The 24,031-nt window shown below is 71.4% G+C and carries 20 protein-coding genes and 1 pseudogene; 14 read left to right on the top strand and 7 right to left on the bottom strand.

Annotated elements, in window-relative coordinates:
* Positions 1 to 690: 690 nt before the first annotated feature.
* The 4 genes from ssd to AB0I04_RS46215 all read left to right on the top strand — a co-directional run bounded on the left by ssd (position 691) and on the right by AB0I04_RS46215 (position 5,020).
* Entirely contained in the window at positions 691 to 1,761 is a 1,071-nt protein-coding gene (gene ssd / locus AB0I04_RS46230; protein ID WP_360900053.1) for a septum site-determining protein Ssd, read from the top strand.
* 343 nt (positions 1,762 to 2,104) lie between these two features.
* Positions 2,105 to 3,259, top strand: coding sequence for a TadA family conjugal transfer-associated ATPase (locus AB0I04_RS46225; protein WP_360900050.1), 1,155 nt, complete (start codon positions 2,105 to 2,107; stop codon positions 3,257 to 3,259).
* Positions 3,256 to 3,987, top strand: coding sequence for a type II secretion system F family protein (locus AB0I04_RS46220; RefSeq protein ID WP_360900047.1), 732 nt, complete (start codon positions 3,256 to 3,258; stop codon positions 3,985 to 3,987). The genes AB0I04_RS46225 and AB0I04_RS46220 overlap by 4 nt, the downstream gene beginning before the upstream one ends.
* A gap of 445 nt (positions 3,988 to 4,432) precedes the next feature.
* Entirely contained in the window at positions 4,433 to 5,020 is a 588-nt protein-coding gene (locus tag AB0I04_RS46215) for a type II secretion system F family protein (RefSeq protein WP_360900044.1), read from the top strand.
* Here AB0I04_RS46215 and AB0I04_RS46210 read toward each other — a convergent pair.
* The 4 genes and pseudogenes from AB0I04_RS46210 to AB0I04_RS46195 all read right to left on the bottom strand — a co-directional run.
* Positions 5,019 to 5,168: pseudogene (locus AB0I04_RS46210) on the bottom strand (pilus assembly protein CpaF); the annotation flags it as partial. The gene AB0I04_RS46215 and the pseudogene AB0I04_RS46210 overlap by 2 nt on opposite strands.
* A gap of 74 nt (positions 5,169 to 5,242) precedes the next feature.
* Entirely contained in the window at positions 5,243 to 5,680 is a 438-nt protein-coding gene (locus tag AB0I04_RS46205) for an SDR family oxidoreductase (protein ID WP_360900108.1), read from the bottom strand.
* 3 nt (positions 5,681 to 5,683) lie between these two features.
* The gene (locus tag AB0I04_RS46200) at positions 5,684 to 6,148 is read right to left on the bottom strand and encodes a cupin domain-containing protein (RefSeq protein WP_360900041.1); all 465 of its coding nucleotides are present in this window, start codon (positions 6,146 to 6,148) and stop codon (positions 5,684 to 5,686) included.
* Positions 6,145 to 7,083 (bottom strand): NADP-dependent oxidoreductase, encoded by a 939-nt coding sequence (locus tag AB0I04_RS46195; protein WP_360900038.1) that lies wholly within the window; start codon positions 7,081 to 7,083, stop codon positions 6,145 to 6,147. The genes AB0I04_RS46200 and AB0I04_RS46195 overlap by 4 nt, the downstream gene beginning before the upstream one ends.
* Before the next feature lie 457 nt (positions 7,084 to 7,540).
* On the opposite strand from AB0I04_RS46195, the gene AB0I04_RS46190 reads away from it, so the two are divergent.
* The 4 genes from AB0I04_RS46190 to AB0I04_RS46175 all read left to right on the top strand — a co-directional run bounded on the left by AB0I04_RS46190 (position 7,541) and on the right by AB0I04_RS46175 (position 10,588).
* A complete protein-coding gene (locus AB0I04_RS46190) occupies positions 7,541 to 7,735 on the top strand; it encodes a DUF4244 domain-containing protein (RefSeq protein WP_360900035.1) in 195 nt (64 codons plus the stop codon).
* Positions 7,736 to 8,085: 350 nt separating this feature from the next.
* Positions 8,086 to 8,439 (top strand): TadE family type IV pilus minor pilin, encoded by a 354-nt coding sequence (locus AB0I04_RS46185; protein WP_360900032.1) that lies wholly within the window; start codon positions 8,086 to 8,088, stop codon positions 8,437 to 8,439.
* A gap of 122 nt (positions 8,440 to 8,561) precedes the next feature.
* Complete coding sequence (locus tag AB0I04_RS46180) at positions 8,562 to 9,224, top strand: Rv3654c family TadE-like protein (protein WP_360900029.1); 663 nt, start codon at positions 8,562 to 8,564, stop codon at positions 9,222 to 9,224.
* Positions 9,225 to 9,472: 248 nt separating this feature from the next.
* Positions 9,473 to 10,588 carry a hypothetical protein gene (locus tag AB0I04_RS46175; RefSeq protein WP_360900026.1) on the top strand — a complete coding sequence of 372 codons (1,116 nt, stop codon included), beginning with the start codon at positions 9,473 to 9,475 and terminating at the stop codon, positions 10,586 to 10,588.
* A 261-nt stretch (positions 10,589 to 10,849) separates the two neighbouring features.
* Here the strand turns inward: AB0I04_RS46175 and AB0I04_RS46170 are convergent, their stop codons facing one another.
* The 3 genes from AB0I04_RS46170 to AB0I04_RS46160 form a co-directional block, all read right to left on the bottom strand.
* Entirely contained in the window at positions 10,850 to 12,043 is a 1,194-nt protein-coding gene (locus AB0I04_RS46170) for an FAD-dependent monooxygenase (RefSeq protein WP_360900023.1), read from the bottom strand.
* Between the two features lie 227 nt (positions 12,044 to 12,270).
* A complete protein-coding gene (locus AB0I04_RS46165) occupies positions 12,271 to 12,693 on the bottom strand; it encodes a hypothetical protein (RefSeq protein WP_360900020.1) in 423 nt (140 codons plus the stop codon).
* A gap of 214 nt (positions 12,694 to 12,907) precedes the next feature.
* On the bottom strand, positions 12,908 to 15,178 hold the full coding sequence (locus AB0I04_RS46160) for a DEAD/DEAH box helicase (RefSeq protein WP_360900017.1): 2,271 nt from the start codon (positions 15,176 to 15,178) through the stop codon (positions 12,908 to 12,910).
* 310 nt (positions 15,179 to 15,488) lie between these two features.
* Here AB0I04_RS46160 and AB0I04_RS46155 point away from each other — a divergent pair, with 310 nt between their 5' ends.
* From AB0I04_RS46155 to AB0I04_RS46130, 6 genes are all read left to right on the top strand, one after another.
* Positions 15,489 to 15,842: an STAS domain-containing protein gene (locus tag AB0I04_RS46155; protein WP_252843406.1), complete on the top strand. Its 354-nt coding sequence runs from the start codon at positions 15,489 to 15,491 to the stop codon at positions 15,840 to 15,842.
* A gap of 7 nt (positions 15,843 to 15,849) precedes the next feature.
* A complete protein-coding gene (locus AB0I04_RS46150) occupies positions 15,850 to 16,284 on the top strand; it encodes an ATP-binding protein (protein ID WP_360900013.1) in 435 nt (144 codons plus the stop codon).
* Between the two features lie 401 nt (positions 16,285 to 16,685).
* Positions 16,686 to 19,082 (top strand): sodium-translocating pyrophosphatase, encoded by a 2,397-nt coding sequence (locus tag AB0I04_RS46145; RefSeq protein ID WP_360900010.1) that lies wholly within the window; start codon positions 16,686 to 16,688, stop codon positions 19,080 to 19,082.
* A 309-nt stretch (positions 19,083 to 19,391) separates the two neighbouring features.
* Positions 19,392 to 19,862, top strand: a complete 471-nt coding sequence (locus AB0I04_RS46140) for a histidine phosphatase family protein (protein WP_360900007.1) — start codon at positions 19,392 to 19,394, stop codon at positions 19,860 to 19,862.
* A 479-nt stretch (positions 19,863 to 20,341) separates the two neighbouring features.
* Entirely contained in the window at positions 20,342 to 21,481 is a 1,140-nt protein-coding gene (locus AB0I04_RS46135; RefSeq protein ID WP_360900004.1) for a S8 family peptidase, read from the top strand.
* Positions 21,482 to 21,627: 146 nt separating this feature from the next.
* Positions 21,628 to 23,793, top strand: a complete 2,166-nt coding sequence (locus AB0I04_RS46130) for an FUSC family protein (protein ID WP_360900000.1) — start codon at positions 21,628 to 21,630, stop codon at positions 23,791 to 23,793.
* Positions 23,794 to 24,031 lie beyond the last annotated feature (238 nt).

The following is a 24,031-nucleotide window of genomic DNA, read 5'->3' as shown; positions in this document are numbered from 1 at the left end:
CGTGCTCGGACACTTAGTCCGTGCAACCTGTCTACGCCGAATTAGCCCAGTTGGCAAGCCCTCGATTCGCCGAGCCGAGGTGGGCGGGAAGATCTCCGAGGGCAGAACGGTGAACCCGCGCAAGAGATCGACTTCGTAAATGCGACATTGGCCGCGGTGTTGGGCATCGCGTCGGCGACAGGAAAAAGATCACGCAGTGTGATCTACCTCTGTATCAATCAAGCGTGCCCGAGCGCAGAACGATCTCGCCTGCTTCCGCTACGCTGCAGCCACTCGCGGAAGGCGTTCTCGACGTACCCCCCACGTAGGAAACGCCCGAATACTCCCGTTATGGGCGGTCGGCCAATGATCACGAATTGGTCGCCACTTCGACGGAACACCGAGTGATCGGGCGACATTATGTTGAATCTGCATACACTGGGGGCTGCCGGGTTTAACGTCCGCTGACGAGTGCCTGGCCGCGACTTGACCTTCGAGACCTCCCGGGAAACGGGACCGGCTCTACCCCCCCGGAGCCGGACCGTCCGGCGACCCCCGCTCTCCCCCCCGGCGGGGGTCGTCTCGTATCCCCAGCCATTTCGTCTCCTGCCGGAGCCCTCGGCGACGGAGTTATCCACAGGTCGGGGAGGGGTCCTTTCGGCGTCGACAGTCACGGGCGCATCGTTGACCTCGCGAAAGCGAGGAGATGCCATGTCCGCCATCGTGCTGATCGCCTCTGCCGATTCCGTGCTCGTCGACGACCTGCTGCGCCTGGCCGCGGCGGCGGACGTCGAGACGCGGCTCGCCGCCGACCCGGCAGGCGCCCGGGCCGCCTGGCGCGACGCCGCGCTCATCGTGGTCGGCGCCGACTTAGCCGCGCACCTGGCCCGGTCGTCGCCAGAGCGGCGGCCGGGCGTGATCCTCACCATGGTCGAGACCGACGGCGACGACGTCTACCGGTTCGCCGTGGACATCGGGGCGCAGCAGGTGGTGGCCCTGCCCGAGGCCGAGACCTGGCTGGTCGACCAGATGGCGGCGGCCTCGGAGCCGGCCGGCGGGCGGGCGGCCGTGGTCGGCGTCCTGGGCGGGCGCGGCGGGGCGGGTGCGAGCGTCCTGGCCGCGGCACTGGCCGGCGTCGCCGCGCGGTGCCGCCTTCGCACGCTGCTCCTCGACGGTGATCCGCTCGGCGGCGGCATCGACCTGGTCCTGGGCGCGGAGGGGACGCCCGGGGCCAGGTGGTCCGACTACGCCGACCGGCAGGGGCGATTGAGCACCGCCGCGCTCCACGACTCCCTGCCGGCGCGCGACGGGCTGGCCGTGCTCTCGTGGCATCGCGGGGCGGCCGAGCCGGTCTCGGCCGAGACGATGCGATCGGTGCTCGACGCGGCGGTCCGCGGCTACGACCTGGTGGTCGCGGATCTGCCCCGGCAGGTCACCGACGCGAGTGCGGAGGTCCTGGCCTCCGCCGACACCACGCTGCTCGTCGTCCCCGCGGAGGTGCGCGCCACCGTCGCGGCCGACCGGGTCGCCGGGCTGGTCCGCGCCTACTCACGCGACCTTCGGGTCGTCGTCCGCGGTCCCGCGCCCGGCGGTCTGAAGCCTGCCGTCATCGCCGAGTCGCTGCGCCTGTCCCTGGCCGGCGTGGTGTCCACGGACCGGCGACTGGCGAGCGCGATCGAGCGGGGCGACCGTCTGGGGAGGGGCGGAGCGCTCGATGACTTCTGCCGCCGGTTCCTCACCGACCTGGCGCACGACCGGCCGCTGCGCGGAGAGGTCCGCTGATGGGCGCCGCCGACCCCGGGGCGGCACCTCGGCGCCTTGCCCGCCTGCGGCGGCGACGTGCAGACGGCCTGCTTCGGCGGCGACGTGCAGACGGCCTGCATCGGCGGCGACCGGGTGACCGCTGCGCGGCGCTTCACCGACGGCCGGCCGACGCGGCCGGCTGGGACCCGCCCGCCGCGGACACGGGCGGTGGCCGCCGGCGACGCCCAGTCCCGGCCGCGTCTCATCGGCCGCTCCCGCTGTCTCGGAGCGGGCCGGCCCTAGGTCTTCCCGGCCGGGACCCGCGCCTTCGGGCCGCCCGGCCTCGACCGGCCCGCACAGCGATCACGAAAGGAAGGGCGTCATGAGCGATCTGACCGAGGCCGTCCGCGGTCGGCTCGTCGGGACAGGCGTGGCTCCGACCGCCGCGCACGTGGCGGCGGCGCTGAGAGCGGAGGAGCGGATGCTCGGCGACACGGAGGTGCTGTCCCTCGCCGACGAGGTCCGGGCCGACCTGGTGGGCGCGGGCCCTCTCGAGCCCCTGCTCCGCGCCCCCGAGGTGACCGACGTCCTGGTCAACGGCCCGGGCGAGGTCTGGGTCGACACCGGTGCGGGTCTGCGCCTTACCCGCGTGCGATTCCCCGATGACGCCGCGGTGCGCCGACTGGCCCAGCGGCTCGCCGCCGCGGCCGGCCGACGGCTCGACGACACCGCCCCGTACGCCGACGCCCGGCTGCCCGGCGGGATCCGGCTGCACGCGGTGCTGCCGCCGATCGCCTCCGGGGGCACCACACTGTCACTGCGCCTGCCGAGGCGCCGGGCCTTCACGCTCGCCGAGCTCGTCTCCGCCGGGGCCGTCCCTCCGGAAGGAGCCCACCTGCTGGACGCCCTGGTCACCGCTCGACTGGCCTTCCTCGTCACCGGCGGCACGGGCACTGGGAAGACGACGATCCTGTCGGCGCTGCTGTCGCTGGCCGATCCGGGCGAGCGCCTGGTCCTGGTGGAGGACTCCGCGGAGCTGCGGCCCGCGCATCCGCACGTCGTGGGCCTGGAGACCCGCCCGCCGAACATCGAGGGAGCCGGCGGCGTCACCCTCCACGACCTCGTTCGCCAGGCCTTGCGGATGCGACCGGACCGCCTCGTGGTGGGCGAAGTGCGCGGCGCCGAGGTCGTCGACCTGCTGGCCGCGCTCAACACGGGGCATGAGGGGGGCTGCGCCACCCTGCACGCCAACGCCCCAGCCGACGTACCCGCCCGGCTCGAGGCCCTCGCGTGCGCGGCCGGGCTGAGCCGGGAGGCCGTGCACAGCCAGCTCGCCGCGGCCCTCGACGTCGTCGTCCACCTCGTCCGCGAGGCGCCCGGCGGGCGGCGCCGGGTGGCCGAGATCTGCGTGCTCCACCGGCGCCCGGACGGCCTCGTGGAGGTGGTCCCGGCCGTCTCCTACGGGGCCGACAGCGCGATCCACGAGGGCCCTGGCGCCCCGGCCCTGGCCGCCCGGCTCGGCGGTCCACCGCCGTGATCGTCCTCCTGGCCGTGGCGTGCGTGTCCGCCGGCGTCTGGATCCTGTCGCTGCCCCCGCCGGCCGCGCTCCGGCTGACCTCGATCATGCCGACGCGGTCCGGGGCGGCGTCCGAGCGGGCCTCCGGTCCCCGCCTGATCGACCGGATGCTCCGCCTACGCGGGGTGCTCTCCGGCGGGCGACGCGACCTCGCGGCACGGCGGGCCGCGATCGTCGAGCTGTGCGACGGGATCGCGGCCGAACTCGCGGCCGGACGCCCACCCGGCGCCGCGCTGTCCGGTGCCGCCGAGGGCCTGTCCCTTCCCCGGCTCGGATCCGTCGTGGACGCCGCCCGGTCGGGTGACGACGTCGCCGCGCGCCTCGAACGAGCGGCCGAGACGCCTGGCTGCGAGGGACTCCGCCTGCTCGCCGGCTGCTGGCGCATCGGGGTCGACCGCGGCGGGATGCTCGCCCGTGTGATCGACGGTCTCGCCGCGGCGCTCCGCGACGAGCAGGAACACCGGGAGGAGGTCGCCCTCCAGCTCGCCGGCCCGCGTGCGACGGCCCGGCTGCTCGCCGGGCTGCCCCTCCTCGGCCTGCTCATGGCCGTCGCTCTGGGCGCCCGACCGTTCGCCTTCCTGTTCGGCACGATCCCCGGAGCGCTGTGCCTCGGGCTCGGCGTCGCGCTGGACATGCTCGGCCTCTGGTGGACCAGGCGCCTGGCCGCCGCCGCCGAGGACATCCGGTGACGCGATGGAGTTCGCCCCGCAGACGGAGCCCGCGTGCGGCTCTGCCCGGCTCGCTCACCCGAACTGTGAGAAGGGATCATTGATGTTCCTCGAGCTGACCGTCATCGGCTGCGCCGGCCTCGCGGGTTTCATCGCCGTCTCGGGCGATCCGGCGGGTAAGCGACTCGGCAGGCTGTTCGCGGATGAGCGTCGGCCCGTCGCGACAGCGGCCGAGGCGACGCGGACCGAGAGCCGCTCATGGCCGCTTGTGAGCCCCGCGGGCGCGACCATGAGCCGTTCTCGTGGACCCAGCACACGTCGCTCTCATCGGTCGCCCCGGGCCCGTTCCGGGACGGTCGCGGGCCGCACAGGGAGCCTGGAGGAGGGCTCGGCGGCCGTCGGCGGCCGTGGGAGATCGGCCGAGGGCCGGTCGGACACGAGCGAAGGGCGGAGAAATGATCGCCTCATGCCCGGGGTGAGCGTGTTGGCGGGCATCGCCTGCGCGCTGCTGCTGGGAGGTCCGGTGGGCTGGGTGGCGGGCGTCCTGGTCGCGGTGGGACTCATGCGCTTCCTCGCGCGGCTGGAGCCGAAGGCGGCTCGCGAACGCCGAGGTCGCGTCGTCGCCGAACTGCCCATCGCGATCGATCTACTGGCGGCGTGCCTTCGCGGCGGCGGCGCGTGGCACGAGTCGGTCGAGGCCGTGGCCGATGCGGTCGGCGGACCGCTCGGCGCCGAACTGGCCCGCGTGGCCGCCCGTATCCGACTCGGCGCGGACCCCGCCGCGGAGTGGCTGGCGCTCGCCCAGGACCCCGTGCTGGCGTCTCTGGGCCGCGCGGCGGCCCGCGCCGCGTCCGGGGGCGCACCCCTCGCTGCCACTCTCGCCCGTCTGGCGCGTGACCAGCGGCGCGTCGCACGGGTGGCCGCCGCGAAACGAGCGAGGGCCGCAGGGGTCCGGGCGGTCGCCCCGCTCGGTCTGTGCTTCTTGCCGGCATTCATCCTGCTGGGCATCGTCCCCGCCGTCGCCGGTATCGCGGCCACGTTGCTCGTCCCCTGAGCCGGCCGGGTACGTCGGCGGGGGCGGCGTCCAAGGTGGCGCAGCCGCCCTCACGTCCGTTGCTGAGCGCGGCCAGCAGGCCGACGACCTCGGCGCCGCGCACCTCGCCCACCACGAGGCGGTCCGCTCGCCTGCCGGACTGACGTACACAGCCCGGTACAGGGGAACGCGCAGCGGCGATCAGCGTGTCGGCTGACGTGCCATCTCGCTTGGTGATCGCGCCTACGGCACCGGGGTGATTCCGCCGTCGACGCGCAGGTCGATGCCGTTGATGTAACCGGCCAGCGGACTGGCCAAAAAGGCCACCGCGGCTGCGACATCGTCCGCGGTGCCGAGCCGTCCGCTGGGGTTCGGCGCGTACTCGGCCAGCACCTGCGGCTCCAACTCGTTCCACGGCGCGGGTCGGCCCTGCGCCGCCGCGCGGTCCTCGAACATCCGCCGCATGCCCGCGGTGACGATCACACCGGGGCTCACGGTGTTCGCCGTGATCCCCGAGCCGGCAAGGTGACGGGCCAGCCCGGTGGTCATGTTGACCACGGCGGCCTTCGCGGCCGAGTAGTCCACCATGTTCGGGAGCGGGCTCGTCGCCGCACGACTGCCCAAATTGATGATCCGAACACTCTCGTCTCTGGGCTGGGCACAAGCCCTGGTGCAGCCGATGTCCTACCGTGGCGGATCATTGACCTTGAGCTTGTCTCCGGTGTTGGAGATGAAGATGACCAGCAGCTTCGCCGGCTTCGTCGGGCTGGTGTTCTCCGTGAGCAGGTGGTGGGCGCCGGGCTGCTCGACCCAGTTCTGTCCTTGGTGGTACGTACGTACTGGCTTGCCGGCGAGTCGGCTGCGCACAGTGCCCTGGAGCACGTAGGCGTAAACGAACGCTGCGCCGTGCCGATGCGGCACCGCGCGCGCGTTGGGCGGGAAGTCCACGATCGCTGAGGTGAACGTCTTGCCCTTGACATTCGGAAGCCTCTGTTCGAACAGAGGCGACAGCGTCTCGGACGGTTGGTTCGAAATCGTGGCAACAGCGGCCACCCTGCCGGTCGCACGCTGTGCTGCGGGGGCGCATGCGGTGGCCGTAGCCACCATGCCGGCAGCCAGGAAGCCGCAGGCAAGCCGTATTCCGATCATGATTGTTCCCCTCCTCGGTCTTCGATGACCCGGATGATCGTTTTGCCGGGGGTGCGCTGGTCGGGGGCGAACGCGTAGGGCGCTTCGGGGAGCGTCAGCACGGCCCCGACGATCGGCTTGAGCCGTCCGTCCCGTACCCGCTGGGCGAGGTCCGCGAGCCGGGCGCGATCGGGTTCGACGACGAAGAAGATCGCCTGCCCGACCTTGGGTTGGACCGTGGGTGGAGTGGCGACGGTGACGAGCGTGCCGCCGGCGCGCACCAGCGCGGCCGAGCGGTCGAGGATCTCGCCGCCGATCACGTCGAACACCACGTCGACCTCACCGGCATCTTCCAGTTGATCGGCCTGCAGGTCGAGGAAGAGATCCACGCCGAGACCGAGTGCGGTTTCCCTGTCGGCGGCCCGGCCTGTGCCGATCACCACGGCTCCCACCTCGCGTGCGAGCTGCACCGCGATCGAACCCACACCCCCCGCGGCACCGTGGATCAGGACGGTCTGGCCTGTCGCGAGGCGGCCGTGGTCGAACAGGCCCTGCCACGCGGTCAGCCCCGAGATCGGCAGTGCGGCGGCCACGGTGTGGTCGACGTCCGCCGGAAGCGGGGCAAGATTGCGGGCCTCCACCGCGGCGTACTCGGCCAGTGAGCCGTTGCGGGTCCAGTCGGCCAGTCCGAACACCCGCTGGCCGACGCTAAGACCGGTGGTTCCATAACCCAGCGCGGCGACGACACCCGACAGCTCATGTCCGGGAACGCTCGGCGTCCGGTCACGGCCGGCGCGATCGGTCCACGTACCCGGCCAGTCGAGCTCTCCGGGGGTGAACCCCGCGGTATGCACCCGCACGATGACGTCGTTCTCGGCGGCATGCGGGTACGGCATTTCCGCCAGGGAGAGTCCGCCGACACCGGCGGCGCGGTCTCGGACAGTGACGGCTTGCATGGCGTTCCTCTCATGGCGGCGTCTTCGAGTTCGAGCGCACAGGTCATCCGGACGTGGAACTCACATCGACCCGTCATCGTGGGGCCGGCAGGTTGATTCCACCGCCACGACCGCCGGGGCGTCGTCGCCCGGCCGGGCCATGGTGATGTCCCTTTCAGTGGTCTCGTTCCAGGTTGTCATCAGGGAGACGAGCCAGGCCACACGGGTGTGACGGCTCAGAAGTGCGTGATTTTTTCCGGGTTGAGGACCCTGCGAAATGCGGTGATCAGGCCGTGCGTGATCTGCACCGTGTCGACGGAGTAGACGCGGTCCTCCCGGCGGAACAGAAGTGCGGGCTCGCCGCCGACACTGGTGCAAGTTCTCCACAGAACGTTGTTCGGGGATGGTCGGTCTCTGGGCGTTCCGTAAGGCTGATGCCGGGACGTTCTCGCGTCCGTCACCTGAACAGGAGGATCACATGCGCACGATCTCTACGCTGAGTCGCCGTTGGCGTAGCCGTGGGAGCGACGACGGCATGTCCACCGCCGAATACGCCGTTGGCACGGTGGCGGCCGCCGCTTTCGCCGGCCTGTTGTTCAAGATCGTGACCAGCCCAGAAGTCCGGCGAATGCTCTTAACGATCATCCATCGGGCACTCACTCTCGTGGGTTGACCGACTGCCATGCGGAGCGATGATCGGCGGGACGGGTCGCACGCGTGCCTTCGGGCCTCACGCTCATCGGAGTGGGGGCGGTGATCGGATCCGGGAGTGCCGCGATGGGGCGCGGGCGTGTCGCCGAGTCCGGTCCGGCCGTTGCCGTACGAGAGGGCGTAGGGAACGATGCGCCGACAGGTGCCCGGATTTCGGCTGCGGCGGTCGCTGGAGGCTCTGGTGGTCCAGGCGGGCCACCGATCCGACACCGAGCGGGCACGGTGGATGCGGGCCGCACGGCCCGCACCGCACCGCCCGGTGGTCCGGTAGGGCGATGCGGCCTCGTCGCGCCCGATCGTGACCGAGGATCGGTGACCGCCGAGACGGCGGTCGCCTTCCCGGCGCTCGTCCTCATCCTCGCGACCGCGATGTGGGGGGTGAGTGCCGCGGCGGCCCAGGTCGCATGCGTGGACGCCGCGAGAGCCGGTGCCCGTGCCGCCGCCCGAGGAGAGCCGATGAGCGAGGTCCGGGCCGCCGCTCGGAGCGCGGCTCCTTCAGGCGCGAGCGTCTGGATCCATCGGGACTCCCGCATCACCCGTGTGGTCGTACGGGCCACGGTGAGCCCTCCGGTGCGGAGCCTCTTCCCACCCCTGAAGCTGCGAGCCCAAGCCGCCGCCGCCACCGAGCCGGAAGGAGGCACCCAGACGACGGCCGCCCACGGCTGAGGCATCGGAAGTCTGGAGGAAACGCCCGTCCCGGTCGCCGACGCCGCGCGTGCCGCCCGCGAGGTCGGCTACCGGATCGTTGCGATCGAGCTGACCGGTGACCCGCGGAAGGTCGGAGAGGGATGGGAGGTCGGCGAGCGATGGGGAGGCGGAAGGGACGGGGAGGCGGAGAGGCACGGGGCGGAGAGGCACGGGGCGGAGAGGCACGGGGCGGAGAGGCACGGGGCGGAGAGAGACGGGGCGGAGGAGGGACTCGGCGGAGAGGGACGGGGTGGAGGGGGCCGGGGGGAGCGGAGGTGCTACGGGAAATGGCGTCGGCATTGGCGGGGGTGACGTGGAGGACGATCGAGAGCGCATGCCGGTCCGTGGAAACGGAACCCGGAGACCGAGGTTCGGGCACGGTGTGGACGGTCGCGCTGATCGGGGCCGTCTGGACGGTGGCCGCGATGGCGATGGTCGTGGGCGGAGCGCGCGCCGCTCGGCATCGTGCGCATGCCGCCGCAGATCTCGCGGCTCTCGCCGCGGCCGCACACGTGGCCGAAGGATCCGAGCGTGCCTGCCTGCTCGCGGCACGAGTGGCGCGCGATTCTCAGGCGCGGCTCCACCAGTGTGAGGTCCGCGGCTCGGTCGCGGACGTCGTCGTCACTTCCCAGGTCCGGTCGCTGCCGCGATTGGGCCGGCTGACCGCCACCGCCCGGGCCCGCGCCGGCCCGGTGGACGGCGGTGGCGTGCCGAAACCTGATCCGACGGGGGAGGGCGTGACCGGAGGCGGCTTGGCTCGTTGATCCGTCACATGGGATGCATACCAATGCCCCACGCAAGGTGGGGCATTGGTATGGATCTGTGACTCTATTGGAGATAGTGTCCGATAAGCTGCTGCGAACAATTACCACCATCGGCTTCAGAAACCCCTAGAGTCACTCGGAACGACCGTGACGTTCTTCCCGTCAGGGCGTTTCGATCAAGGGATGAGCGTTGCCGCCGGTGTTCCGAGCCGGTGCGACGGAAGAGTTGTCGAGGAAGGGACGACGTCGTGAGGAAGGTCGCCAAGGCCGCCGCAGTCGCCCTGATGACTCCGCTGACCGCAGCCGCCATCGCGGTCGGCGAGAGCGGCCCCGTGCACGCTGAGGACTCGTGTTGGTACGGGTTGGCGAGTGCTTCGATCACTCCTCCCGCCGGCACGATCACCGCCGGGTCGAGCGTCCACGTCAGCGCCAAGGTCAGCGGCATGCTCGCCGGTGCCCACCTTCAGATTTCCGGGCCCGGTCTCGACCAGCAGGTAGGCCCGACCACTCACGACGGCACCATCTCGGGAGACGTGACTGTTCAGGAGGACGGATACTTCGTCCTGAAGGTGATCGGTAACCTCACCACCTGTACGTACGACACGAGCGGGTTCTCGGTGAACGCCCGGTCGGCGTCGCCGAAGCCCAAGTCGAAGCATCACAAGACGACGCCGGGCAAGACGCCGAAGTCCGGCGGGGACACGACGGTTCCGGCGGGGGCGGGCCCGACCCTGCCCAGCGGCACGGGCACCGGCGGCGTCCCGACACCGTCGCTGAACAGCAACTCGCCGTTCAACCTTCCGTCGTTGGGTCCAAATGGCTCGGGGGCGGGATTCCAGTACCCGACGCCGGATCCGCAGATCGCCGCTCCGAACACCAAGCAGGTGCGGGCGGACAACGTCGCCGCGACCACTCCGATCAAGTGGGGTCAGAGCATCGCGGCCGCGTTGGTGCTCCTGCTGCTGTCCGCGCACTTCGGCATGTGGTCCCGCCGTCAGCGACTGGCAGCGGATGCTCGCGTCGCGCAGACCGGTCCCGCCGGTCGTGCCGGTGGGAAGTCGCCGCGTGGCGAGGGGCCGGCCGTCCGGAAGCGGCGAAGGGCGCCGGTCACCGAGCTCGTCACGGGTGCCGACATGCCCGGAGCGGCCGGTGACGCCCGAGACGCCGGGACGGGTGATTCCACTACCGCTGCTCCGGCTCCGGACGCCGCCGCGGACTCGCGCCAGAACGCCGGTGGCGCGGCGGTGGCGCCGGATCGCGCCTCCGACCGCGGGGACGCCCGGCAGGAATCCTCCGGAGCCGCCGGCCACCGAGAGGCTGCTCCTGCCCGTCGCGGCTACCGCGGGCGGCGGCGCCGGAGCTGACCCGACGGACGGACCCCGTCCGCCGCCGCGCGTGATGCTGCGCCCGGCGCGATCCGTGCCCTGCGTTCTCTGTGCGCCCGCGCGATTCCGGTGCCCAGCGATTCCTGTGTGCCTGCGCGATCCGTGTGGGCGTGATCTACGTACCTCGCGCGATGCCCGATGCGTGTGCCCGATGCGTGTGCTCGGCGCGATGCCTGTGCCGTGGCGCGGTCGCCGTGCCAACTCGCCGTGCCAACTCGTGGCGGGCGTGGTACCGGCTCTTCACGAGGGACGGTTCGCGGGTTCCAGAGTCGGGGGTTGCCAGGTAAGTGCGGGAGCCAGCGCCGTTAGTAGGGAAGAGGACGGGCTCAGCCGCAGGACCCGGTCCCGCAGGATGGCGGCGGGCTGCCAACTCCATTGCGCGACCGTTCCGATGAGACGGGACCGGCGGGCGATCATCTGCGTGCGGGCGCGACGCTGCCGGTCATAGGCGGTGAGAGCGGGTTCCACGTCCCGATGCGCGGCGAGCATCGCGGCCAGCGTGACGGCGTCCTCCAGAGCCTGGTTGGCGCCCTGCCCGAGGTCCGGGGTCATGGCGTGCGCGGCGTCGCCGAGCAGTGCGGCGCGGCCATGGACGAAGGTGCGCAACGGCGGCAGTTCGTAGATGTCATGACGCATCACCGCGTCCTCGGAGGCGGCGGCGAGGAGTGCGGGGATCGGCGCGTGCCAGCCGTTGAAACGCCGCCGCATCTCCGCCAGCTCGCCGTCAGGGCTGCGCTGCCCCTCGGGAGCGTTCGCGGCGCCGAAGAAGTAGGTGCTGCCGTCGGCGAGTGGCACGATTCCCGCTCGCTGGCCGCGTCCCCAGGTCTCGCCGGCCGCCGACGGATGACCCCCCGTATCGACGATCAGGCGCCAGGCCGTGTATCCGGCGTAGCGGGGTGCGCGATGGCCGGGCCAGAGGGACCGCCGGACGACGCTCCGGAGCCCGTCGGCGCCCACCAGCAGGTCGGCTCGCGACACCCCTGCCGTGTGCCGGACCTCGACCGAGGAATTTGCGGCTTCGACGCCGGTGACCTCGGCGTTCATGCGGAGCGCGGCGGTGGGCACGGCTTGGCGTAGGACCTCGGTCAGATCGGCGCGGTGCACGGCGACGACCGGGCCGTATCGGCGTCCCAGTTCGCGTACGTCGGTTCGGGCCAGCCAGCGGCCGGAGGCGTTCCGGATGCCTCCTTCGGTCTCCGTCATGGCCCGTCGGCGAACGTTCTCGCCCAGGCCCAGCGCATCCAGGGCACGTACCCCATTGGGCCACAGGGACAGCCCGGCGCCGACCTCCTCGAAGGCGGGAGCGCGCTCGAGGACCTCCACCTGCCATCCGCAGCGGATCAGCGCGACGGCGGCTGCCAGCCCGCCGATTCCACCACCGACCACGACCGCGTTGCGCCTGTTCGCTCCGTCGGGGTGCGCTCTGGGGTCCATGCGCCCGTTGTACACCTGTGGGCAGACCCGCGATGTCGTGTCCTCCCCAGGCGAGCGCACGGCGCGCAAAACGCTCGCCGCTCGCCGAGAGACCGACCGAGCCGGGGGGACAAGCCGGGAGGACAAGCCGGGAGGACAAGCCGGGACGAGCCGTCCGTCGAAGAACGGAGCTCCCCGTACGCCCGATGGCCGAGGGGATCACCCCGGCGTCGTACGGGGCGGGGCGGTCACTCGGTGCGGTCGAAGAAGGAGGAGACCGGGTCGCGGTTGGACCGCTGGCCGCCGGCGACAGGGATGTCGTTGGCCGTCGTCGCGGGGCCGCCGGTGGTGTTGCGGGCGCGGGCCAGTTCGCGCTGCAGCTGCTGCTTCTCCATCTCCAGCGTGCTGAGCGACTCGCGGTGCTGGTCGCGCAGGTCGCGGATCTCGCGGCGTGCTCGCAGGGCGCGGCCCATCGTCAGGAAGGCCAGCGCCATGCCGATCAGGAACACGAACGCGACGAGCACGCCCGCGGCGAAGACCTGTCCGTCGGTCTGCACGCCTGGCACGTGCTTGCCGAAGATCTCGATCGAGGCGGATGACGAGTTCCCGGCGATGACGCCGATGCCTACGGCAACCGCCGCGGCGGCGAGCACGATTCCCAGGATGACCATCGATACGTCTCCTCTCCCATGGCCCCGGAGCGCGAACCACGATCCGCGGCGGCATACCGGCGCCATCGGCGATTTGTCGGATTGGCCAAGTTAGCGGGAAGTGGACGGCTTCAACAGGGGCCACCACTGCCACAGCGGTCACAGAGCGTCCACCCGACAGCGCATGAGCGTACGACGCCGCCGGGCTCGCCGGAACGTGGGACAGGCCGCGTGATCAGCGGGAGGGCGCCTGTTTCAGGAGGGCGTCGAGCAGGTCGAGCGCGCCCTGCTTGTCCAGCGGATCGTTGCCGTTACCGCACTTGGGCGACTGGATGCAGGATGGGCAGCCGTGGTCGCACTCACAGTCGGCGATGGCCTCGCGGGTCGAGCGCAGCCAGCGTCCGGCCTGTTCGTAGCCGCGTTCGGCGAAGCCGGCGCCGCCGTCGTGGCCGTCGTAGACGAACACCGTCATCCGGCCGGTGTCCGGGTGGAGCGCCGTGGAGACGCCGCCGATGTCCCAGCGGTCGCAGGTCGCGAACAGCGGCAGCAGGCCGATGGAGGCGTGCTCGGCGGCGTGCGCGGAGCCGCCGACGTCGGCGTCGCCCAGGACCCGCAGCGCCTCGTCGGGCAGTGTCCACCAGACCGCGCGGGTGCGGAGCGTACGGGGCGGCAGGTCGAGCGGGCGTTCGCCGAGGACCTCGCCGCTCGCGAGGCGGCGCATCTGGTACGAGACGACCTGCTGGGTCACCTCGACGGTGCCGAAGCACAGGGTCGCCTCGCCCCAGGACATCGACCGGAGGGTCTCCAAGATGGAGATGTCGGTGACGTCGCGGGCGGTGGTCGTGTAGTCGGGGTCGGCCGCCTCGACCAACGCCACCGAGTCCTCCAGGTCGAGGGTCTGGACGACGTACGACTCCCCTTGGTGGAGGTAGACGGCGCCCTGGTGGACGGTGGTGTGCGCGGACGGCTCGTCGACGGTGCCGAGGAGGCGTCCGGTGGCGGCCTCGACGACCTGGACGGGCGGGCCGCCGGCGCCGCGGATGTCGGCCAGGTCGGTGGCGCGCTCGCGCTTGGTCCAGTACCACCCGGTGGGGCGGTGCCGCAGGAGCCCGCGGCGTACGAGGTCGGGCAGGAGGTCCTTGACCGACGGGCCGAACAGCGGCAGGTCCTTCTCGGTGAGCGGGAGTTCGGCGGCGGCGGCGCACAGGTGCGGGGCCAGGACGTACGGGTTGTCGGGGTCGAGGACGGTCGCCTCGACGGGTGTGCCGAAGATCGCCGAGGGGTGGTGCACGAGGTAGGTGTCGAGGGGGTCGTCGCGGGCGATCAGGACGGCGAGGGCGTCCTGGCCGGAGCGGCCCGCGCGGCCGGCCTGCTGCCACAGCGACGCGCGGGTGCCGGGCCAGCCGCAGATGATCACCGAGTCGAGTCCGGAGACGTCGACGCCGAGTTCGAGGGCGTTGGTGGAGGCGAGCCCGACGAGCTCCCGGGATCGCAGGGCCTTCTCCAGCGCCCGTCGCTCCTCGGGCAGGTAGCCGGCCCGGTACGCGGCGACGCGGGAGGGAAGGTCCGGAGCGATCTCGGCGAGGGCTCGTTTCGCGCCGAGCGCGACCGCCTCCGCGCCGCGCCGCGAGCGTACGAAGGCCAGGGTCTGCACGTCCTCGATGACGAGATCGGCGAGCAGGTCGGCGGCCTCGGCCGTGGCCGTGCGGCGTACGGGGGCGCCGTGCTCGCCGCGCAGCTCGGTCAGCGGCGGCTCCCACAGCGCGAACGACGTCGCGCCGCGCGGCGAGGTGTCCTCGGCCACCTCCGCGACGTCGACCCCGGTGAGCCGGGAGGCCGACGCGCCCGGGTCCGAGGCGGTCGCCGACGCGAGGATGAACACCGGCTCGGTGCCGTACCGGGCGCAGACGCGCCGCAGCCGCCGGAGGATCTGGGCGACGTGGGAGCCGAACACGCCGCGGTAGCCGTGCGCCTCGTCGACGATGACGTAGCGGAGCCGCCGCAGGTACGGGGCCCAGCGCGCGTGGCCGGGCAGGATCGTGCGGTGCAGCATGTCGGGGTTGGTGAGGACGTAGTCGGCGAACTGGCGGACCCAGGTGCGCTCGTCGGCCGGGGTGTCGCCGTCGAACGTCGCGGCGCGCAGCTGCGCGAGCTTGAGGCCGCGCAGCGAGCGGAGCTGGTCGGCGGCCAGGGCCTTGGTCGGCGCGAGGTACAGCACGGAGCCGCCGCCGAACACGGCCTCCAGCGCGGGCATGAGATAGGCCAGGGACTTGCCCGAGGCGGTGCCCGTGGCAATGATCACAGACCGGCCGTCGTGCGCGAGCTCGGCGGCCCGCGCCTGGTGCTCCCAGGGCCGCTCGACGCCGGCCAGGCGCAGGCGCTCGATCAGAAGCCGCGGCACCCAGGCGGGCCAGTCGGCGGTGCGGCCCTCGCCTGCGGGAACGTTCTGGACGTGGGTGATACGGCCGTGGCGGCGCGGGTCGTCGCGCAGGCGGCGCAGGATCAAGGGAGCCCGCCCTCGCGAGCCGTTGGCCGCCGAGGTGCCGTCATCAGAGGGGAGTGCGGAGTCCGTTTCTATGGCCTGCGTCACCCCTTCGGTTGAAAGTGGTTCGCCATGCGGAGGTTTCCAGTCTGGCATCCTGGGCACAACGCATGGACCGTCATCCGTGCTACCCCCTGCTCGCACGAGGGCGCGTCACGCTGGGCAGGGTCGCCCTGTGTGGTGATTTCGTGTAGACACGATGGCGGAGCGTGGTTGAATCACGGCGGGGTTCCATGGCCCCGACTTCCATACGCGGCACGGCGCAGGAGGATCTGTGGACCTGAAGGTGAACGACTACACCACCGACGATGACCTCACCGTCATCAACGTGGAGGGAGAGATCGACGTCTACACCGCGCCGAAACTCCGCGAAAAGCTCATCGACCTGGTGAACAAGGGTAAGTACCACCTGCTCGTCGACATGGAGAAGGTCGAGTTCCTCGACTCCACGGGCCTCGGGGTGCTGGTCGGCGGGCTCAAGCGGGTACGGGCGCACGACGGCTCGCTGGAGCTCGTCTGCACGCAGGAGCGCATCCTGAAGATTTTCCGGATCACCGGCCTGACCAAGGTCTTCGGCATCTTCGACTCGGTCGACGACGCGCGAGAGCACCGCAAGAAGCAGAAGTAGGGCCGGGATGGCGCCCGAGACAGCCACCGTCGAGCTCACGTTCAGCCCCTTGCCGGCCCATGTCCGCACCGCCCGGTTGATCGCGACCGCCGTCGCCCGGCGGGGCGGGGTCGAAGAGACGTTGCTCGACGAGGTGAGATTGGCGGTCGGTGAGGCCTGCTCCCGTGCGGTGGAGGCTCATCGCCAGCAGTGTCCGGAGGAGCCCGTACGGGTGGAGCTGCGGGACGGCGCGGACCGGTTCGAGGTGGTCGTGACCGACCGTGTGCCCGACGACGATCCGGCGGGCAGCGGCGTCCCGGGGTCGTCGGTGGACCTCGTGGAGCTGAACGGCGATCTCAATCTGGGATTCGCCGTCATCGCGGGGCTGGCCGACGACGTGGACATCACGTCGACGCCCTCCGGTGTCGAGATCACGATGAGCTGGCCGGTCAAGAAGGACTGAGCCGGCCGCCGGTCGGCGACGACCGACCGGCATGGACGTCCCCGCCCCCGGGGCCGCGTGAGATGCGGCCCCGGGGGTCTCTGCTTTATACGGGAGTTACACTTTTCCCAGTTTTCGCAGTCCTAATCATGATCGCCCCTTATGGACTGCTTTTTGATCAAGAAGTGGATCGCCCTATAAGTCGCGATTGACCAGCGGAGATGCTCCTCGCTAGCGGCGTAGGATTAATTTCTGGTGCAGCGAGTGTCACATCTCGGTCGCATTACTGTTAAGCAACCGAGCAGGCTTCTAATTCCGGCTACGCCTGCGTAGACTCCCGGCACCATTGCCCCGCCCGACGCGTGGCGGTGGCCGGTCACCCCCGGGGCGACCGGATCGAACGCGGCTGTCGAGGAGGATGCATGTCTGGGCTTTCCCTGCCCGCCCAGGCCAGTGCAGAGGTGAATCTCGGCGGCAGCGACCTGAGTCTGGTGGTCGTTGTCGGTGTGATCGCCTTGTTGGCGCTGGCCGTAGCAGGTGTACTGGTCCGCGAGGTACTCGCGGCGGGCCAGGGCACCGAGAAGATGCAGGAAATCGCGCGGGCGGTGCAAGAGGGCGCGTTGGCGTACCTCAAGCGCCAGTTCCGTACGGTGCTCATCTTCGTGATCCTCATCCCGTTCCTGTTGCTCCTGCTTCCGGCGGAGTCGACCGGGGTGAAGATCGGCCGATCGGTGTTCTTCGTCGTCGGCGCGGCGTTCTCCGGCATCACGGGATTCACCGGCATGTGGCTCGCCGTACGCGGCAACGTCCGGGTCGCCGCGGCGGCACGGGAGAGCGGCGAGAAGATCGCGATGCGGATCGCCTTCCGCACTGGCGGCGTCGCCGGAATGTTCACCGTCGGCCTCGGCCTGTTCGGCGCCGCCGTCGTCGTGTTCGCCTACAAGGGCCATGCCCCGGGCGTACTCGAGGGCTTCGGATTCGGCGCGGCCCTGCTGGCGATGTTCATGCGGGTCGGCGGCGGCATCTTCACGAAGGCCGCCGACGTCGGCGCGGACCTGGTCGGCAAGGTCGAGCAGGGCATCCCCGAGGACGACCCGCGCAACGCCGCCACGATCGCCGACAACGTGGGCGACAACGTCGGCGACTGCGCCGGCATGGCGGCCGACCTGTTCGAGTCGTACGCCGTCACGCTCGTCGCGGCCCTCATCCTCGGCCGGGTCGCGTTCGGCACCGAGGGCCTGGTCTTCCCGCTGATCGTGCCGATGATCGGCGTGGTCACCGCGGTGATCGGCATCTTCGCGGTCGCACCGCGCGCCAAGGACCGGTCGGGCATGAGCGCCATCAACCGGGGCTTCTTCATCTCCGCGATCGTCTCCGCGATCGCGGTCGCGGTGGCCACCTTCCTGTACCTCCCCGACTCGTTCGCCAAGCTGCACGGCGCCAACGCCTCGATCAGCGGCGACTCGAACCTCGCGGACGTCGACCCGCGCTGGGTCGCCCTCGGCGCCGTGCTGGTCGGCATCGTGCTGGCCAGCGCCATCCAGCTGCTCACCGGCTACTTCACCGAGACCAACCGCCGCCCGGTCAAGGACGTCACCGACAGCGCCCGTACGGGTCCGGCGACCGTCATCCTGTCCGGCATCTCGCTCGGCCTGGAGTCGGCCGTCTACACCGCGCTGGTGATCGGCGCGGCCGTGTACGGCGCGTTCCTCCTCGGCTTCAACAACACGACCGTCGCGCTGTTCGCGGTCGCGCTGGCCGGTACGGGTCTGCTGACGACGGTCGGCGTGATCGTGTCCATGGACACGTTCGGCCCGGTCTCCGACAACGCCCAGGGCATCGCGGAGATGTCCGGCGACGTCGAGGGCGAGGCCGCAAGCGTCCTGGAGAGCCTCGACGCGGTCGGCAACACCACGAAGGCGATCACCAAAGGCATCGCCATCGCCACCGCCGTGCTCGCCGCGACCGCGCTGTTCGGCTCGTTCCGTACGACGGTTGTCAACGAGCTCGCCGGGGCGAACGACAGCGTGAAGAAGGCCCTCGGGCCGACCTTCCAGCACTTCAACCTCGGCGTCGACAACCCGAACGTGCTGATCGGGTTGCTCATCGGCGCCTCGGTGGTGTTCCTGTTCTCCGGCCTGGCGATCATGGCGGTCGGCCGCGCGGCCGGCCGGGTGGTGGTCGAAGTGCGCAATCAGTTCCGCACCAAGCCCGGGATCATGGACTTCACCGAGAAGCCCGACTACGACCGGGTGGTCAGCATCTGCACCGCCGACGCCCAGCGTGAGCTCGCCACGCCGGGCCTGCTGGCGATCATGACGCCGATCGCGGTCGGCTTCGCGCTCGGGTACGCGCCGCTCGGCGCGTACCTCGCGGGAGCGATCGCCTGCGGCGCGCTGATGGCGGTGTTCCTGTCCAACTCCGGCGGCGCCTGGGACAACGCCAAGAAGCTCGTCGAAGAGGGCAACCTCGGCGGCAAGGGCTCTCAGGCCCACGAGGCGACGATCATCGGCGACACGGTCGGCGACCCGTTCAAGGACACCGCCGGCCCCGCGATCAACCCGCTGATCAAGGTGATGAACCTGGTCTCGCTACTGATCGCCCAGGCCGTCGTCACGTACGCCGCGAACGCCGCGCTGCGGATCATCGTCACCGTCGTCTCGGTCGGCATCATCGTCGCCGCCATCGTCGTATCGAAGCGGCGGGCCTCCTCCATCGGCGGGGAGACCGAGCCGGCCGTCGAGAGCGGCGACGAGAAGACGCCGGGCGGCGCCGACACCACCGACGAGGAGGAGGCTGCGGCCGCCAAGGCGTCGTGACCTGAGCCAACCCTGGAAAGAAGGGCAGAGGGGGCCGGACGGATCACCGTCCGGCCCTCTCCGCGTCTCCAGCTCAAATTTCACGGGCCGCGATTCACCGCACACCTCCGGGTATGGCCGCCGACCAGCGCGTCTCCTCCCAGGGGCGGGGTGTGGTCGTGGCACGGCGAGGGCACGGCAGACTGGAGGCATGCAGAAGTCCCAGCCGTCCGGCGCCAAGGGGTTCGCCGTCCTCGTCGGCATCATGGTCGCGATCGTCCTTGTGCTCATTCTGATCGCCGTGATCTTCTCGCCGCACCACCGCATCTGATGCCCACGCTGATCGTGCTCCGGCACGCCAAAGCCGACTCCCCTCTGGGCACGCCGGACTTCGAGCGCCCGCTGGCCACCCGTGGCCGGCGCGACGCGCGTGCGGCCGGCGACGAGCTGCGCGCCGCCGGCCGCGTCCCCGACCGGGTGATCTGCTCGCCCGCCCTGCGCACCCGGCAGACCCTCGAGGAGCTCCGGATCGACGCTCCCGTCGATTTCGAGGAGCGGGTGTACGACAACGACCCGGCGGCCATCCTCGACCTCCTGCGCGCCCAGCACGAGGAGCCCGGCACGCTGCTCCTCGTCGGCCACAACCCGTCGATGCACCGGCTCGTGCTCGACCTCGGCAGTGCGGCCGCCGAGCGTTTCCCGACGGCGGCCACGGCGGTCATCGAGTTCGACGGGGACTGGTCCGACCTTTGGCCGGGCATCGGCCGCCTTACCGCGTACTGGACGCCGCGCGCCCACTGACGCGGGCGAAAGCGCGGTGAACGGACCAGCCCCCGGGTGACCCGTCCCGATTCAACGGTTGTCGCCGTCTGATCCCCGGGTCTTTCTCGTTCCTCGGGGCCGGCGTGGACGGCATTTACGGCGTCGTCCGCGCAGGTCCGTCCGGTACGGAGCCGAGTCGCGCGAGGACACAGCGTGGCGACACTCACAGTTACTTATCAGTTTACAAAGTGGCCGGATCCGGCCACGACTCGCGTCGGTGGCGCTCTTGTCCGTACTGATCACAGCGGCCGCGACTGGCCGTCAGAAATCCAGTCACGCCAGTTACGGAACGTCATAGGGGTGCCATTAGCCCCGACCGGATCTCTAACCTGCGGACGGACGCCAGGCAGGGGACCGTGCCGGAAGCGGCGGGGAGCCGGCGTCGTTCGGTCGGGCCAGCCGTTGGCCCGTGCCTGCCGCATCCGAGATCCGGATGGGGCCGAACGAACGGAGAGGTCGTGAAGAGGCTCGCATTCCTCCCCCTCCTCGCACTGCCGATGGCCGCGGTCACCCCTGCCGCGTCGGCAACGACTCTGGCACCCTTGGTCGCCGCACAGAGCAGCGCGGCGTCCGGTCAGTACATCGTCACCGTCAAATCCGGCGACGCGCGGCGCAGCGACGCGATGGACCGGGTGCCACAGCGCGCAATCACCCACGTGTTCAAGGCCGTCACGAACGGCTTCTCGGCCCGGCTCGACGCCGCACAACTGGACCGCCTGCGCCGGGACCCGAACGTCGAAAAGGTCACGCAGGCGACGACCGTGCACACGATGGAGACCCAGTCGAACGCGGACTGGGGGCTGGACCGCCTCGACGCGGCCAAGGGCCTCGACCAGAAGTACACCTACCAGCACACCGGCAAGGGCGTCACCGCGTACGTCATCGACACCGGCATCGACACGTCCGATTCCGACTTCGGCGGCCGCGCCGCGGTCGGCTATGACGCGACCGGCGGTGACGGAAAGGACTGCAACGGCCACGGCACCCACGTCGCGGGCACGATCGGCGGCAAGACGTACGGCGTCGCGAAGGACGTGACGCTGAAGGCCGTTCGCGTGCTGGACTGCCAGGGCTCCGGCACCGACGCGGACGTGGTCGCGGGCATGGACTGGGTGGCTCAGCACGCCGCCAAGCCGGCCGTGGCGAACATGTCCCTCGGCGGCGCCAAGTCCTCCTCCATCGACAACGCGGCGAAGAAGCTCACCGGCGCCGGGGTGTTCCTCGCGGTGGCCGCCGGCAACGAGAGCGCCGACGCCTGCAACGGTTCGCCGTCCGGGGCCCAGGGGGTCCTGGCCGTCGCCGCCTCCGACAAGAGCGACGCCTCGGCGAGCTTCACCAACTTCGGCAAGTGCGTCCAGGTGTACGCCCCGGGCGTGGACATCACCTCCGACTGGCTGAACGGCGGCACCAAGACGATCAGCGGGACGTCCATGGCGACCCCGCACGTCGTCGGTGTGGCCGCCCTCTACAAGGAGGCGAACGGAGACGGCTCCGAGTCGGCCGTCACCTCCTGGATCACCTCGCACGCGGTCAAGGACGCGATCAGCGGCGTCCCGGCCGGAACTCCCAACCTGCTGCTGAACTCGGGCGGTCTGTAAGCCGTGCAGGGGGCTGTCCCCGATCCAGCCTCCTGATGACCGTCTGACGATGCCGGGGCCGCGCGGGCCCCGGCATCGTGCTGTAGTGCGGCCCCCCGCATCGTGCTGTAGTAGAGCAGGAGATTCCGGACAGGGGGGAGCGAGGATTGCGGTCATCGCTGACCTGGTTGCGGGAGACGTACGCCGAGTCCGAGGGGCGCCCGTCGTGGATGTACGGCGCGGTCGCGTCCATCGCCATCGCCACGCCCCTCGTGATCGGCACGGTGACCGGCCACCCCGCCCGGGGCGGGCTGGCCGCTCTCGGGGCGTTCTTCGTCGTCAACACGACACCGCAGGGCCCGTACGGCGCCCGGGCCCGCGCCCTGCTGACGGCGGTGATCGTCGTGACGGCCTTCACCCTGTTCGGCGGCCTGCTGTCCGGCCACGGCTGGCTCGCCGTCGTGGTCGTGCCCGTCGTCGCGGCGCTCGCGGCGGCCGTCCCCTGGTTGGGCGTCACGGCGACGCTGTGCACGGTCGTCGCCACGGTGCGGCCGCCGGGCAGCCCGGCCGTATTCAACGCCTTCATGGAGATGATCGGCGGGCTGTTCGTGGCTCTGCTGATGGTCGTCCCCCTCCTCACCCACCGCCTGCAGCCGCTGCGGACGGCGCTGGCGGACGCGGGCACGGCGGTGGCCGCCGCCCTCGACGTCCTGGCCGATCCTGAGTCGCCGAACGGCGAGTGGACTCGGCGCCGCCGCCGGGCGTACGAGGCGATCCGGAAGGCCCGGGCCACCTACGGGCTGTACCTGGCGGGCGGCCGGGACGACCACCAGCGCCCGAAGCGGCTGATCGATGCGTTCGTCCGGGTGATGGACGAGGCCGTGGCGCTGCGGATGCTCGTCGACGTCGCCCTGGAAGTGCCCCCGCCGGAGGAGTGGGAGCGGGAGCGCCGGGTGGCCGTCGCGGCGATCGCCGCCCGGCTGCGGCTGGTCGCCGGGGCGATCGAGACGCGTGGTGGCCCGTCTCTCGTCGCCGACGAGCCGGTCGCGCTGCACCGGTTCACCCGGGTGAGCGAGGATCTCCGCCTGGCGTGGCTGGCGGAGCCGGATTACCTGATCGAGACGGCGCTGGTCGTCCAGGTCCGCCGGTTGGTCTCCCGGATGACCGAGAGGGTGGACGGCGCCCGGAAGATCATCGCCCCGGGCCTGAAGATCGGGTTCGACGCGCCGCACCTCCCAGAGCGGCCGACGGGCGGCTGGACCCGGTTCTGGGAGGCCGTCCGCAGACGCTCGCCGGGCTTCCGGTACTCCGCGCGCATGGGCGTGGCGATCGCCTTGGCCATGGCCGTGACCACCGCGCTGCGGCTGCCGCACGGGCACTGGCTGACGATCACGGTCTTCGTCAGCCTGCGCGACTCGTACGGCGACACGGTCTCGCGGGTCGTCAAGCGGATCGGCGGCACGGCGATCGGCGCGATCGTCGCCGCGCTGGCCCTCGCGCTCGTGCCGCAGCAGGGCACCCTGATCGCGCTCGTTTTCATCGGTGCGGCGCTGGGCTTCACGGTGCGGCCGGTCAACCACGGGCACTGGATGGCGTTCGCCACCCCGATGATCATGCTGCTGGTCGACTATTCCAAGCCGATGAGCTGGTCCGCCGCCACCTGGCGGATCGGGCTCACCATCGCCGGCGGGCTCTTCGCGCTCGTCGCGGCGCGGGTACTGTGGCCGGCCGGCACGGTCGGCCTCCTGCCGGGCCGGCTGGCCCGGCTGATGCGGACGCACGCCCGGCTGGCGCGGACCGTCGCGGCCCGCTTCGACGGCGACCGGGAGGTGTCGATCCGCCGCCGCACGGAGGACGCAGCGGCGGCGGCGACCGGCGTGGAGGAGTCGGTGACCGGGCTCGGCCGCGAACCGGCGCCGCCGGACGACCTCATCCGGCGGCTCCGCCAGGTCGGTGTGGAGGCGCGGCGGTTCCGTGACGACCTGAGGGCCCTCGTCGCGCTGCAGGAAGAGGACCGCTCGGACCCCGGTCCGCTGCCCGCGATCCTCGAACGCGTCGCCGACCACCTTGAGGACGGTGCCGACGCCGTGCTGTCGGACGAGCGGACGGACGCCGAACTACGGCTCGACGATCTGCTGGACGAGTTCGACCAGCACTTGGCGGAGCTGACGCGTCGCCGCCGCGACGAGCTGGACAGCGGGGTCGGCACGGACGCGGTCACGACGCTGCGCCGCTCACTGGTCGAGGTCGCGGCCGCCCGGCACGCGCTGCGCGGGCTCGTCTCCGATGCCGAACGCCTGCGGAACGCCGTCCAGGTCGACGCCGCCTCGTGACTCTTGACGTCAGGACCTGGCGGCGGGTCGCTCCCGACAGGCGCAACATGGGGAACTCACGGCCCCGTCCGGCGACGGACGTCAGGAAGGTGTTGGCGATCGCGAGGGCGCAGTGGGCGATGGCGATGCCGAGGACCACCACCAGGCCGAGTTCGGTCTGGCGGCCTTGGCGGTCGCTCGTCGCGGCAGTCCACTGGCCGGTCGGCACGGCCTGGGGCCGCGCCGTCCTGGCCTTCCT

Source organism: Actinoallomurus sp. NPDC050550, assembly GCF_040655075.1.
Lineage (GTDB): Bacteria > Actinomycetota > Actinomycetes > Streptosporangiales > Streptosporangiaceae > Actinoallomurus.
This window is presented reverse-complemented; position numbering and strand designations above follow the sequence as displayed.

Bases quoted from the DNA above. Each gene is read 5' to 3' on its own strand.
- ssd (WP_360900053.1), top strand. From the start codon at position 691: ATGTCCGCCATCGTGCTGATCGCCTCTGCCGATTCCGTGCTCGTCGAC.
- AB0I04_RS46225 (WP_360900050.1), top strand. From the start codon at position 2,105: ATGAGCGATCTGACCGAGGCCGTCCGCGGTCGGCTCGTCGGGACAGGC.
- AB0I04_RS46215 (WP_360900044.1), top strand. From the start codon at position 4,433: ATGCCCGGGGTGAGCGTGTTGGCGGGCATCGCCTGCGCGCTGCTGCTG.
- AB0I04_RS46200 (WP_360900041.1), bottom strand. From the start codon at position 6,148: ATGATCGGAATACGGCTTGCCTGCGGCTTCCTGGCTGCCGGCATGGTG.
- AB0I04_RS46195 (WP_360900038.1), bottom strand. From the start codon at position 7,083: ATGCAAGCCGTCACTGTCCGAGACCGCGCCGCCGGTGTCGGCGGACTC.
- AB0I04_RS46190 (WP_360900035.1), top strand. From the start codon at position 7,541: ATGCGCACGATCTCTACGCTGAGTCGCCGTTGGCGTAGCCGTGGGAGC.
- AB0I04_RS46180 (WP_360900029.1), top strand. From the start codon at position 8,562: ATGGGAGGTCGGCGAGCGATGGGGAGGCGGAAGGGACGGGGAGGCGGA.
- AB0I04_RS46170 (WP_360900023.1), bottom strand. From the start codon at position 12,043: ATGGACCCCAGAGCGCACCCCGACGGAGCGAACAGGCGCAACGCGGTC.
- AB0I04_RS46165 (WP_360900020.1), bottom strand. From the start codon at position 12,693: ATGGTCATCCTGGGAATCGTGCTCGCCGCCGCGGCGGTTGCCGTAGGC.
- AB0I04_RS46150 (WP_360900013.1), top strand. From the start codon at position 15,850: ATGGCGCCCGAGACAGCCACCGTCGAGCTCACGTTCAGCCCCTTGCCG.
- AB0I04_RS46145 (WP_360900010.1), top strand. From the start codon at position 16,686: ATGTCTGGGCTTTCCCTGCCCGCCCAGGCCAGTGCAGAGGTGAATCTC.
- AB0I04_RS46140 (WP_360900007.1), top strand. From the start codon at position 19,392: ATGCCCACGCTGATCGTGCTCCGGCACGCCAAAGCCGACTCCCCTCTG.